Origin of the sequence: Streptomyces sp. AF1A, from assembly GCF_047340315.1 — a bacterium.
Lineage (GTDB): Bacteria > Actinomycetota > Actinomycetes > Streptomycetales > Streptomycetaceae > Streptomyces.
Map to the genome: position 1 here is coordinate 1 of NZ_JBLEBI010000194.1, position 12,837 is coordinate 12,837.

At 72.0% G+C, this 12,837-nt stretch carries 9 protein-coding genes and 2 pseudogenes; 8 read left to right on the forward strand and 3 right to left on the reverse strand.

The genetic code is table 11. From position 1 onward, the window contains the following. Positions 1-457: 457 nt before the first annotated feature. The 3 genes from ACLU3S_RS31740 (at position 458) to ACLU3S_RS31750 (ending at position 4,613) form a co-directional block, all read left to right on the forward strand. The gene (locus ACLU3S_RS31740; protein ID WP_413955427.1) at positions 458-1,402 is read left to right on the forward strand and encodes an SCO0930 family lipoprotein; all 945 of its coding nucleotides are present in this window, start codon (positions 458-460) and stop codon (positions 1,400-1,402) included. 257 nt (positions 1,403-1,659) lie between these two features. Beyond that, positions 1,660-2,472, forward strand: coding sequence for an SAM-dependent methyltransferase (locus ACLU3S_RS31745; protein WP_413955428.1), 813 nt, complete (start codon positions 1,660-1,662; stop codon positions 2,470-2,472). Next, a complete protein-coding gene (locus tag ACLU3S_RS31750; protein WP_413955429.1) occupies positions 2,469-4,613 on the forward strand; it encodes a putative bifunctional diguanylate cyclase/phosphodiesterase in 2,145 nt (714 codons plus the stop codon). The genes ACLU3S_RS31745 and ACLU3S_RS31750 overlap by 4 nt, the downstream gene beginning before the upstream one ends. 6 nt (positions 4,614-4,619) lie before the next feature. Here the strand turns inward: ACLU3S_RS31750 and ACLU3S_RS31755 are convergent, their stop codons facing one another. From ACLU3S_RS31755 to ACLU3S_RS31765, 3 genes and pseudogenes are all read right to left on the reverse strand, one after another. After that, positions 4,620-6,341 carry an MFS transporter gene (locus ACLU3S_RS31755; protein WP_413955435.1) on the reverse strand — a complete coding sequence of 574 codons (1,722 nt, stop codon included), beginning with the start codon at positions 6,339-6,341 and terminating at the stop codon, positions 4,620-4,622. 273 nt (positions 6,342-6,614) lie between these two features. Next, positions 6,615-6,764 (reverse strand): annotated as a pseudogene (locus tag ACLU3S_RS31760) (MarR family transcriptional regulator); the annotation flags it as partial. Positions 6,765-6,908: 144 nt separating this feature from the next. Continuing rightward, positions 6,909-7,793 carry a LysR family transcriptional regulator gene (locus ACLU3S_RS31765; RefSeq protein WP_413955430.1) on the reverse strand — a complete coding sequence of 295 codons (885 nt, stop codon included), beginning with the start codon at positions 7,791-7,793 and terminating at the stop codon, positions 6,909-6,911. A gap of 120 nt (positions 7,794-7,913) precedes the next feature. On the opposite strand from ACLU3S_RS31765, the gene ACLU3S_RS31770 reads away from it, so the two are divergent. The 5 genes and pseudogenes from ACLU3S_RS31770 to ACLU3S_RS31790 form a co-directional block, all read left to right on the forward strand. Further along, positions 7,914-8,585 carry a succinate dehydrogenase gene (locus tag ACLU3S_RS31770; RefSeq protein ID WP_413955431.1) on the forward strand — a complete coding sequence of 224 codons (672 nt, stop codon included), beginning with the start codon at positions 7,914-7,916 and terminating at the stop codon, positions 8,583-8,585. Position 8,586: 1 nt separating this feature from the next. Then, positions 8,587-10,536, forward strand: coding sequence for a fumarate reductase/succinate dehydrogenase flavoprotein subunit (locus ACLU3S_RS31775; RefSeq protein WP_413955432.1), 1,950 nt, complete (start codon positions 8,587-8,589; stop codon positions 10,534-10,536). Continuing rightward, positions 10,533-11,282: a succinate dehydrogenase/fumarate reductase iron-sulfur subunit gene (locus ACLU3S_RS31780; protein WP_413955433.1), complete on the forward strand. Its 750-nt coding sequence runs from the start codon at positions 10,533-10,535 to the stop codon at positions 11,280-11,282. The genes ACLU3S_RS31775 and ACLU3S_RS31780 overlap by 4 nt, the downstream gene beginning before the upstream one ends. Positions 11,283-11,383: 101 nt before the next feature. Next, positions 11,384-12,409 (forward strand): hypothetical protein, encoded by a 1,026-nt coding sequence (locus ACLU3S_RS31785; protein WP_413955434.1) that lies wholly within the window; start codon positions 11,384-11,386, stop codon positions 12,407-12,409. A 135-nt stretch (positions 12,410-12,544) separates the two neighbouring features. Continuing rightward, positions 12,545-12,837, forward strand: a pseudogene (locus ACLU3S_RS31790) (1-acyl-sn-glycerol-3-phosphate acyltransferase); the annotation flags it as partial.

The following is a 12,837-nucleotide window of genomic DNA, read 5'->3' on the forward strand; positions in this document are numbered from 1 at the left end:
GGCCCGTCGAGGCGTACGCGCAGGCGTCGGCGGACGCGCTGCCGGCCGGGCAGCCCGCCAGCGTCCACGTCAGCGTCAACAGGGTCAACAGCCGTGTGACGGGTGCGCATCGGGTCACTTGGGGTCCAGGCACGCGAAGATCATGGGTTGCGGAGCGCGGCCGTACGCCCGAGTGGCCCGGTATTGGCCCGAAGGAGGGATAAGCGGCCATAGATGGTTTGACCGCAGCAACTGTCCGAGATGGCCGGAACGGCGCCTCGTTCGCGCCCCGTTCGGCCGGTTCGCGTCTCATGCGCCCCGCGCATGTCCCCTCCGCCCCGCACGTATCACAGGAACCGGAAAGAAAATCCCGCCCCGGTTGAACGCTCCGCCCCCTTCGCCGCGTACCCATGGCCGTGCGGCGGCGCGCAAGGCGCTGCAAGGCGCTGTATATCCAGGCGATGATGGGGAGTTGACAATGAGGACCTCCTGGCGGACCGCCTCACTGGTGGCCACGGCCGCTTCGGTGCTGGCACTGACGACGGCGTGCGGTCAGGACAACGCCGCTCCCGCGTCCTCGGCCCAGAACGTCGGGGCCACGGCCGCGGCCGGCGACTACGGCAACACCGGCGGCAACGGCTACGGCGCCGACGGCAACCAGAGCTCCGCGTCCCCCTCTCCGGCCGCCCCCGCGGGCAAGCTCGCCGTGGCGGCCAACGCGACCCTCGGCAACGTGGTGACCGACGGCTCCGGCCTCACCCTCTACCGGTTCGACGAGGACACCGCCAACCCGCCCAAGTCGAACTGCACCGGAAAGTGCGCCACCACGTGGCCGCCGGTGCCCGCGAACGACGCCACCGCCGGCGCCGGCATCGACAAGTCGCTGCTCGGCGAGGTCACCCGCCCCGACGGCACCAAGCAGCTCACCATCGCCGGCTGGCCCGCCTACCGCTACGCCAAGGACGCGAGCGCCGGTGACGCCAACGGCCAGGGCGTGGGCGGCAAGTGGTTCGCGCTGGCCCCCAACGGCAAGAAGGCCTCACTGGCCGACCTGCCGGGCCTGTCCGTGCGCAAGGACCCCAAGCTGGGCGACATCGTCGTCGACAAGCACGGCAAGACGGTCTACCGCTTCCTGAAGGACAAGGCGTGGCCGAAGTCCGTCTCCAACTGCACCGGTGCCTGCCTGCAGAAGTGGCCGGCGGTCGAGGCCGTCAGCCCCGACGACACCAAGGGCGTCCAGAAGAAGGGCCTGATGGGCTTCGTCCGGCCCGACAACGGGGTCAAGCAGATGACCGTCAACTGCTGGCCGATCTACACCTTCTCCGGGGACAAGGCCCCCGGTGACACCAACGGTCAGGGCGTCGGCGGCACCTGGTACGCCGTCTCGCCCGACGGCAAGCCGGTCGGCGCGCCGGGCAAGTAGATCACCTCCCCAGGGTCGATCGCCCCGCCCGACCGGCGCGCGACCGCAGGTCCGCCCCCTCCGCACCGCACGGAGGGGGCGGACCGCTGTCTGTGGGGCACCTGGTGACACAGCGGGGTCATCCGGGCACTTGCCGCAGGCAGTGACCGGGAACGGACGGTCAATTTCCGGTTCGGGTCGCCCTGTTGGCGGGCGATCAGTAGCCTCAGCTCGAACACCGGATCGCCTACGAGCGTCGTCCAGCCTTGGAGAGATACATGGAGCGTCCCGCCTGGGCCCCACGCAGCATCGACATCTCGGTGCCGAGCGTCTCGCGGATCTACGACTACTACCTGGGCGGTTCGCACAACTTCGAGTCCGACCGGGAGGCGGCCCGCAAGGCGATGGAATTCCTGCCGGGGCTGCCCAAGATCATGCAGGCCAACCGGGCGTTCCTGCGCCGGGCCGTGCGGTACGCGGTCGGCGAGGGCATCACCCAGTTCCTGGACATCGGCTCCGGCATCCCGACGTTCGGCAACGTCCACGAGGTCGCCCAGGCCGCCGCACCCGGCGCGCATGTCGTCTACGTCGACCACGACCCCGTGGCCGTCGCGCACAGCCGGGCCGTGCTGGCCGGCAACGAGACCGCGGACGTGGTCGCCGCGGACCTGCGCAAGCCCCGGGAGATCCTCGCCAGCCCCCAGGTGCAGCGGCTGATCGACCTGAATCGGCCAGTGGCCCTCCTACTCGTTGCCATACTGCACTTCGTGGAAGACGCGGACGACCCGTACGCTGCGGTGGCCGAGCTGCGCGAGGCGCTCGCCCCCAGCAGCCTGCTGATCCTCAGCCATGCCTCGTACGAGGGAATCCCCCTGCCCGCCGAGCGGGCCGAGGGCGCGGTCGACGTATACAAGGACATTCGCAATCCGCTCATCATGCGTTCGCGCGAGGACATCGCGCGGTTCTTCGAGGGGTACGACATGGTGGAACCCGGACTGGTGCCGATGCCGCACTGGCGCCCGGAGTCGGCGCCGGAGGACGAGGATCCGTATGCCTTCTCGGGATTCGCCGGCGTGGGGCGTTCGGCGTGAGCGCGGAGCCTGACGGGCCGGAGGACAGACTCCGCCGGCTGACGACGATCTGGAGCCGGGCGGTCTTCCCGGTGACCTCGACGTCGGTCACCCGCGCGGAGTTCGAGGAGCGACTCCTCCCGCTCGCACGCCGGCTGAGCGAGCTGCTGCGCGCCCGCAGCTTCGACGCGGAGGGTGCGAAGGCCGTCGGGGCCGCCCTGGTCGAGGCGCACTGCACCGACCCGGAGGCGCTCTCGCGCACCCTGGACTGCGTCGACGCCTACCTGGTGCTGTACTGCGGGCAGGACCGCCCCCAGGACGAACTGCGCATGCGCTCCTCGCGGTTGCAGCACGCCCTGGCCGCCGGCTACGCGCAGGCGCTGCGCGAGCGCACCCTCGCCGAGCAGGAGGCCATCGCCCAGGCGGCGCTGCGGGCGCAGGGCGCGGTGGCGCAGGCGCTGCACGCCAGCGAGGCCCGCTTCCGCGCGGTCTTCGAGGGCGCCGCGATAGGGATCGGCATCGCCGACCTCGAGGGCAACGTGCTGCAGGTCAACGAGGCGCTGCTGCGCATGTTCGGGCTCACCGACCAGTCGCTGCGCGGCCGTCGGGTGCAGGACTGGACCCACCCCGAGGACGCCCCCCAGACCTGGAAGCTCTACGAGGAACTGGTCCGCGGCGAGCGCGAGCACTACCACGTGGAAAAGGCGTTCAACCGCCCCGACGGCACGGTGCTGTGGACCAATCTCACGGTCTCCCTGCTGCGCGACGCCGACGGCGGGCCGCAGTACCAGCTGGCCCTCATGGAGGACACCACCGAGCGGCGGCTGCTCAACCTCCGGCTGCGCTACGAGGCCACCCACGACGCGCTCACCGGCCTGCCCAACCGCACGCTGTTCTTCGAGCGGCTGGAGAAGGTCCTCGGCGCCGGCGAGGACCAGCGGTTCGGCCTGTGCTACCTCGACCTGGACGGCTTCAAGACCGTCAACGACAGCCTCGGCCACGCGGCCGGCGACCGGCTGCTGGTGGAGGTGGCCGACCGGCTGCAGTCCTGCGCGACCGCGCCCGGCGAGATGGTCGCCCGGCTCGGCGGCGACGAGTTCGTGGCGCTGACCACGGGCCCCGGCACCGAGCGAAAGGTGGACGAGCTGGCCGAGCGCATCATGAACGCGCTGGTCACCCCGATCAGCATCGACGGCAGGGACCTGCTGGTGCGCGGCAGCCTCGGGATCGTGGAGGGCCCGGCGGGCGAACGCACCGCCGCCGAGGTGCTGCGCAGCGCGGACATCACGATGTACCGGGCCAAGTCGGCGGGCGGCAACCGCTTCGAGCTCGCCGACCCCGAGGCCGACGCGCGCGCCATCACCCGCCACGGCCTGACCACGGCCCTGCCGACGGCCCTGGAGCGCGGCGAGTTCTTCATCGAGTACCAGCCGCTGGTGCACCTCGGGGACGGCAGCGTGCGCGGCGCGGAGGCCCTGGTGCGCTGGCTGCACCCGCAGCACGGGGTCCTCGGCCCCGACCGCTTCATCCCGCTCGCGGAGCACACGGGCCTCATCGTCCCGCTGGGCCGCTGGGTGCTGGAGGAGTCGATCCGCCAGGCCCGCGAATGGCGGGAACGGTACGGCGAGCAGACGACCGCCGGGCCCCTGCGCATCAACGTCAACCTGTCCCCGTGCCAGCTCAGCCACCCCGGCCTGGTCAAGGACACGGTCGACATCCTCGAACGGGCGGGCGTCGCCCCGGACGCCCTGTGCCTGGAGGTCACCGAGTCCGCGCTCATCGGCGCCGACGACGACCTCCTCAAGCCCCTGCGCCGGCTGGCCGAGATGGGCGTGGACATCGCCCTCGACGACTTCGGCACCGGCTACTCGAACCTGGCCAATCTGCGTCGCCTGCCGGTGCGCGTCCTCAAGCTGGACCGCTCCTTCACCCAGGGCATGCAGCAGTTCCCCGCCGACCCCGTCGACCTGAAGATCGTCGAGGGGATCGTCTCCCTCGCGCACAGCCTGGACCTCGCGGTCACCGTCGAAGGCGTGGAGACCGGGGCCCAGGCGGAGCAGTTGCGGATCCTCGGCTGCGACACCGCCCAGGGCTGGTACTACGCCAGGCCGGGGCCGCCGGAGCGGCTGCACGACCTGGCGCTCGTGGACGCGACGGGCTGAGCCGCCTCAGGCGGTGCTGTGCCGCAGCTCCGTCAGCGAGGCGGGGGTCAGCGGCCGGGGGTCGTGACCGGGGTCCACGAGGACGACGGAGCACTCGGCGCTGTGCGCGAGGGCCGTGGTGAGGCTGCCGTCGGCGAACTGGGCGAGCGGTCCGCGGGGGGAGCGGCCGACGGCGATCGCCCGCGCCCGCACGTGCGCCGCGTGCCGGGCGAGCACGCGGCCCGCCGCCGCGTGGTCGCCCACGCCGTCCAGGATCTGCCCGGTGGCCGCGACGCCCAGGCCGGCGAGCCGGTCGAGATGCGCGGCGACCGCGCGCCGCGCCTGCTCGGCGGATTCGGTCTCGGCCGCCTGCTCCTCGACGACGGCGGTCCGCCGGACGTGCACGACCTCCAGCGGGCTGCCGGTCTCGCGCGCGAGCCGGGCGGCGGCGTCCACGATGACGGCGGCCCGGTCGTGGCCGCCGACCGCGACGATGACGGGGGCGGTGCCGGGGGCGGCGGGCGCGGTGACCGGGGTGAGCGTCGGGGCGACCTGCTCACCGTCCTCCGTGCGCAGTTCGGCCTGCCGGAGCAGGCGGTGGCCGCTGGCGAGCACCGGGACGGCCACGACGAAGGTGGCGGCGCCGAGGTAGAAGGGCACGCTCAGGTCGGTGGCGTCGGCGAGCCTGCCGGCGACGTAGGGGGCCAGGCCGCCGCCGATGAAGCGCAGGAAGCCGTACGCCGAGGAGGCGACCGGGCGCTCCACGGGCGAGACGAGCATGACCGCCTGGGTGGTCAGCGTGTTGTTGATGCCGATGAAGGCGCCGCTGGCGATGACCGCCACGATGACCACGGTGGGCGTGCGGACCCCGGCGGCGATGACCGCCATCACGACGCCGAGGCAGAGCAGGTTGGCGTAGAGCACGGGTGCGGTGCCGTACCGGGCCTGCAGGCGCGGGGCGAAGAACACGCTGAACGCGGCGACCAGCAGACCCCAGCCGGTGAACACCAGCCCGAGCTGATGGGCGCTCAGCTCCATGGGGTAGGGGGCGTACCCGAGCATGGTGAAGAAGCCCCAGTTGTACAGCAGCGCCATGAGGCCCATGGTCAGCAGGCCGCGGTGGCGCAGGGCTCTGAGCGGGGCGATCGGCGAGGTGACGCGCTTCGGCTTGGGCAGCGAGGGGACGAAGGCCAGCGTCGCCACCAGGGCTATCCCCATGAGCACGGCGACGCCGTAGAACGGCCCGCGCCAGCTGATGGCGCCCAACTCGCCGCCGAGCAGCGGCCCGACGGCGATGCCGAGGCCGAGGGCGGTCTCGTACAGGATGATCGCGCCGCCGAAGCCGCCGCTGGCGGAGGCGACGATGACGGCCAGGGAGGTGGCGATGAAGAGCGCGTTGCCCAGTCCCCAGCCGGCGCGGAAGCCGACGATGCCGTTGATGGAGCCCGAGGAACCGGCCAGCGCGGCGAAGACGACGATCACGGCCAGGCCGCCGACCAGGGTGCGCTTGGCGCCGAGGCGGCTGGAGACCCACCCGACGATCAGCATGGCCACGGCCGTCACGATCAGATAGCTGCTGAACAGCAGGGAGACCTGGCTGGGGGAGGCGTGCAGGCTCGTGGCCAGGGCGGGCAGGATCGGGTCGACCAGGCCGATACCCATGAACGAGATCACGCAGGCGAACGCGACGGCCCAGACGGCCTTCGGCTGCTTGAAGGGGCTGGCGGCCCGTTCGTGCGAAGCACTCATGTGCGGTTCTCTTCCGGATCGTTGGGGTGCGGGGCGGACCGGAGATGCCGGGAGCGGTCCTGGACGGCGCGGGCGAGCGCGGGCAACGCGACGCGCACGGCCCGCCGTTCGTCCCCGGTCAGCTCCTCGACGGGTTCCTGGAGCGCCCGCGCGCTCGGCGCGGAGCTGCCGGAAGAGCTCGAGGCCGCTGTCGGTGGTCCCGGCGAGGGCGCCCCGGCCGTCGCCGCGGTCGGCGGTGCGCCGCACCAGCCCCGCCCGCTCCGGGCGGGTGACGAGCCGGGTCGTGTTGGGCTGGGAGACGCCCTCGGCGCGGGCCAGGTCGGTCAGCCGGTGCGGGCCCTCGCGGCTAGGCCGGGCCGGCGCGGAGGAGGCGGCCGTGCTCAGCCCGCCGGCCGTGGCGCTGCGCCGCACACGGCGCACCATCTGCTCGACGGCGATGGTCAGGTCCTCCGGCGACGCGTCCCCGGTGTGCCTGACCCGCTGATGCATCACTGCATTATGCATTTAGATGTAGCGTGAAACAAGATGCCGGGACCGTCGGGCCGGGGGCAGGGGCGGTGCACCCCGTCACCGCTCCAGCAGCATCCGCTGCAGCTCCCGCGCGGCGCGCGGCGGAGCCACGTCGGTGCGGTGGGCCAGCGCGATGGTCCGGTGCAGCCCCGGCCGGGCCAGCGGTGTCACACGCAGGCCCTGCGCGGAGCGCGTGGCGACCATCTGCGGCACCACGGCCAGGCCCAGACCGGCCCGCACGAACCCCAGCACCGCGTCCATCTCGCCGCCCTCCACCGCGAACTCCGGCTCGAACCCGGCGGAGCGGCAGGCCGCCACGGTCAGCTCCCGCAGGTCGTACCCGTGCCGGAACATCACCAGCCGCTCGCCCTCCAGATCGGCGATGTCGACGGCCCCGCCGCCCCGGCCCGGCGCCGGCGCCTCCGGCGAGGACACCACGACCAGGTCCTCGCGCAGCAGCTCCACCGTGGTCAGCGCGGGCGACGGCGTCGGCAGCGGCAGCACCAGCAGGGCCAGGTCGAGCGCGCCGCGCGCCAGCTCCCGCACCAGGTCGTGGGAGCCGCCCTCCTCGATCAGCAGCCGGATGCCGGGATAGCGGTCGTGAAAGGCGCGCAGCACGTCCGGCAGCAGGCCCGTGCACAGGCTCGGGGTCGCCCCGAGGCGCACCCGGCCGCGCCGCAGCTGCACCAGCTCCTGCACCTCGTACCGGGCCGTGTCCGCGTCCGCGAGGATCCGCCGGGCCAGCGGCAGCAGGGCCTCGCCCGCGTCGGTGAGCGTGATGTTGCCCCGCGCGCGCAGGAACAGATCCGCGCCCAGCTCCCGCTCCAGCGCCCTGATCTGCTGCGACAGTGACGGCTGGGCGACATGGACCAGCTCGGCGGCCCGGGTGAAGTGCCGGGTCTCGGCGACGGCCACGAAGTACTGGAGCTGCTGGAACTGCATCCAGCGAGCATAGCCGCCACCTATCGAAACGAGCTGGACCATGTCTTGGACCGATCGGGTGCCCCGGCCCTAGCGTGCTGAGACATGGCACTGGCAACGCGGACGGACCGACGGCCGTCCATGGCACGCACGATGTGGGACTCGACCGTCGGCAAGAAGACCGTGATGGCGGTCAGCGGCCTGATCATGCTGGCGTACCTGGTGGTCCACCTCTACGGGAACCTGAAGATCTTCTTCGGTCCCCGGGAGATCGACGACTACGCCGTCTGGCTCCGCTACGTCGGCGCCCCGTTCATGCACCACGAGTGGGTGCTCTGGCTGACGCGGATCGTGCTCGTGGCCGCCGTCGTGGCCCACGCGGTCACCGCCTACCAGCTCAGCCGGCGGGACATCAAGGCGCGTCCCAGCAAGTACGTGCACAAGCGGCCGCGGTCGAGCTACGCCACACGCACCATGCGCTGGGGCGGGGTCATCCTCGGCCTGTTCGTCGTCTGGCACATCCTCGACCTGACCACCGGCACCGTGCACTCGGGCGGTTTCCAGGACCTTCACCCGTACGAGAACGTCGTCGACACCTTCTCCACCTGGTACGGCAACGTCATCTACATCGTCGCGATGCTGGCCCTCGGCCTGCACATCCGGCACGGCGTCTGGAGTGCCGCGCAGACCCTCGGCGTCAGCAGCCGTGCCTGGGACCGCGCTCTGAAGATCTCCGCCAACGTTTTCGCGCTGCTGCTCACGGCCGGGTTCATCTCCATCCCCGTGGGCGTCATGACCGGATTGGTGAGCTGACATGACCTCGTACACGGACTACGCGACCGGCGAACCGGTCGCCGACACCAAGGCCCCGTCCGGCCCGATCCACGAGCGCTGGGACAAGCGGCGGTTCGAGGCCAAGCTCGTCAACCCCGCCAACCGGCGCAAGCACACGGTCATCGTGGTCGGCACCGGCCTCGCCGGCGGCTCCGCGGGCGCCACCCTCGCCGAACAGGGCTACCACGTCGTCCAGTTCTGCTACCAGGACTCCCCGCGCCGCGCCCACTCCATCGCCGCGCAGGGCGGCATCAACGCGGCGAAGAACTACCGCAACGACGGCGACTCGATCCACCGGCTGTTCTACGACACCGTCAAGGGCGGCGACTTCCGCTCCCGCGAGTCCAACGTGCACCGCCTGGCGCAGATCTCCGTGGAGATCATCGACCAGTGCGTGGCGCAGGGCGTGCCCTTCGCCCGCGAGTACGGCGGCCTGCTCGACACCCGCTCCTTCGGCGGCGTCCAGGTCTCCCGCACCTTCTACGCCCGCGGCCAGACGGGCCAGCAGCTGCTGCTGGGCGCCTACCAGGCGCTGTCCCGGCAGATCGCGGCCGGCAACGTGGAGATGCACCCGCGCACCGAGATGCTGGACCTGATCGTCGTGGACGGCCGGGCCCGCGGCATCGTCGCCCGCGACCTGATCACCGGGAGGATCGACACGTACTTCGCCGACGCGGTCGTCCTCGCCAGCGGCGGCTACGGCAACGTCTTCTACCTGTCGACCAACGCCATGAACTCCAACGCGACCGCCGTCTGGCGGGCGCACCGGCGCGGCGCCTACTTCGCCAACCCCTGCTTCACACAGATCCACCCGACCTGCATCCCGCGCACCGGCGACCACCAGTCGAAGCTGACGCTGATGAGCGAGTCGCTGCGCAACGACGGCCGGATCTGGGTGCCCAAGGCCAAGGGCGACACCCGCCCGCCGAACCAGATCCCCGAGGACGAGCGCGACTACTACCTGGAGCGCATCTACCCCGCCTTCGGCAACCTGGTCCCGCGCGACATCGCCTCCCGCGCCGCGAAGAACGTCTGCGACGAGGGCAGGGGAGTGGGCCCCGGCGGCCAGGGCGTCTACCTGGACTTCGCGGACGCGATCAAGCGCATGGGCCGCAAGGCGGTCGAGGCCAAGTACGGCAACCTCTTCGACATGTACCAGCGGATCACCGACGAGGATCCGTACCAGGTGCCCATGCGCATCTACCCGGCCGTGCACTACACGATGGGCGGCCTGTGGGTCGACTACGACCTGCAGACCACCATCCCGGGCCTGTTCGCGGTCGGCGAGGCCAACTTCTCCGACCACGGCGCCAACCGGCTCGGCGCGTCCGCGCTGATGCAGGGCCTGGCCGACGGCTACTTCGTGCTGCCGGTCAGCATCAACGACTACCTGGGCCGCAACCCCCACCAGGGCCAGGTCACCGACGGCCACCCGGTGGTCCGCGAGGTCCTGGCCGAGACCGAGGACCGGCTGAACCGGCTCCTGTCCGTCGACGGCGACCGCACCCCGGACTCCTTCCACCGTGAACTCGGCGAACTGCTGTGGGAGTTCTGCGGCATGGCCCGCACCGACGAGGGCCTGCGCAAGGCGCTCGACCGGATCCCGCAGATCCGTGAGGAGTTCTGGCGGCGCATCAAGGTCCCCGGCAGCGGCGAGGAGTTCAACCAGTCGCTGGAGAAGGCCAACCGCATCGTCGACTACCTCGAACTCGCCGAGCTGATGTGCCTCGACGCGCTGCACCGCAGCGAGTCCTGCGGCGGCCACTTCCGCGAGGAGTCCCAGACGCCGGACGGCGAGGCCGCCCGCAAGGACGACGAGTTCGGCTACGCGGCCGCCTGGGAGTTCACCGGCACCGGTGAGGCGCCCGTCCTGCACAAGGAAGACCTGGTCTTCGAGTACGTCCATCCCACCCAGCGGAGCTACGCATGAAGCTCACCCTGCGCGTCTGGCGGCAGAAGAACGCCGACGCCGAAGGCGCCATGTCCACCTACGAGGTGGACGGCATCTCGCCCGACATGTCCTTCCTGGAGATGCTGGACGTCCTCAACGAACGGCTCATCGTGGACGGCGAGGAGCCGGTCGCCTTCGACCACGACTGCCGCGAGGGCATCTGCGGCGCGTGCTCCCTCGTGATCAACGGCGACGCGCACGGGCCCGAGCGGACCACCACCTGCCAGCTGCACATGCGGTCCTTCAAGGACGGCGACACCATCGACATCGAGCCGTGGCGGGCCGCCGCGTTCCCGGTGATCAAGGACCTCGTCGTCGACCGGTCCGCCTTCGACCGGATCATCCAGGCCGGCGGCTACATCACCGTGCCCACCGGGTCCGCGCCGGAGGCCCACGCCACACCGGTCCCGAAGGCGGACGCCGACTTCGCCTTCGAGCACGCCGAGTGCATCGGATGCGGGGCGTGCGTGGCCGCGTGCCCGAACGGCGCGGCGATGCTGTTCACCTCCGCCAAGGTCAACCACCTCAACGTGCTGCCGCAGGGCGCGCCCGAGCGGGAGACCAGGGTGCTCGACATGGTCGCGCAGATGGACGCCGAGGGATTCGGCGGCTGCACCCTCACCGGGGAGTGCGCGACCGCCTGCCCGAAGGGCATCCCGCTGATGTCGATCACCAGCATGAACCGGGAGTGGCTGCGCGCCACCCGGAAGGCGGGCAAGCGGTAGCAGCCGACAGACGTTCGCCGGCAAGGAGGCGGGCGGGCGGGACCGGGAGCGGTGCTCCTCCCGGTCCCGTCTGGTTTCCCGCACGTCGGTAGGCTGCACGCATGATCTTCAACGACAAGGGGAGGGAGCGGTTCCTCGACGCCGTCGCCGGTTTCGAGGCCGCTGTGCGCGAGCGGGACGCCGACCGCTCGGAGCACGAGTTCCAGCAGCTGTACCAGCACTTCCAGCAGGCGGGGGAGCAGGAGATCGCGCGGGCCGCGCCCCGGCTCGCCGCGCTGCTGCCCGAGGTGCCGCCCGGCCCGCGCGGCACGATCGCCGTGATCGTCGGCGCGTGCGTGGAGCGCGGCGCCGACGCGGCCGGGTGCGCACCGCACGTGTTCGAGGGCCTCGTCGGCACACTCGCCGGCGTCCAGGAGTTCTGCGAGCGCTGGGCGGAAACCGGCGGCGGCGACTTCCCGGACCCGCAGGGCGAGCCGGACGCGGGCCTGTTCGACCGGGTCGGCCCGGAGGCGGCCCTGTCCTGGCTGACGCTGCCCCAGTGGGAGATGGCCTCCGTCGCCATGCTCAACCACGCCTCCGTACGCACCGCACTCGGTGCCGAGCAGCGCACACGGCTGTTCACCGCCCTGCGCGCGGTGGAGGAGGAGTCCGGGCACGACTTCAAGTGCCTCGCCTACGCCCTGCACGTCCTGGACGACGAACCGCTGGTCGTGCTGCACCGCCCCACCGGCACCGGCTACGCCCTGCGCATGAGCGGCATAGGCGACAACTTCCAGCTGCACACCCTGCTCGCCGACGTGCTCGTCGGCGGCGGCCATGTGCCCGGCCGGGCGCCGTCCGCCCAGGAGGCGGCCGTCTGCCGGGACCAGCCCGGTCAGGTGGACACCACCGGCTCCTTCAACCTCGTCACCCCCGGCGGGGACTGGGTGTGGAACGAGGGCACCCCCTCGGACATCCCCGTCGTGGACGGCGTACGGCTGCTCGTCCTGGACCCGCCGCCGTACGAGCGGAGCTGGCCCGCGGGCCGGTTCTTCCCGCACATGACGGGCGACCTGCGCCTCGAGCGCGTCCTGGAGCCGGCCGAGGCCGGGCGGCTGCTCGCCGGGTGCGTGACGAAGGAGGGCTGAGCCCGCCGCGACCCCGGCGTTCAGCATCCCCACATCCGCTCTCCCGGCACAGGTCACGCACCGGCCAACCGGCATCGGAAGGACACGGCGGCCCGGACGACCGTCCCCGCCGCCGAACCGGCCCGTGACCAGGAGAGCGCCGTGACCGCCTTCCCCGAGGGCGGCACCTGTGCGGGCGCGCCCACGGCCGATTCCACCGGGCCGTCTTCCAGGCCGCACTCGACGTGGGCGTGCCCGTGCAGCCGGTACGGCTGAGCTACACCCAGGACGGCGGTACGACCGGTACGGCCGCCGCGTTCGTCGGCGGGGACACCCTGCCCGCCTTCCTCTGGCGGGTTAGCCGCACCCGCGGTCTGGTCGCCGAGGTGGAGGTACGACCGCTGATCGTGCCGGGCGTCCCCCCGGACCGCCGTAGCCTGGTCCGCGCG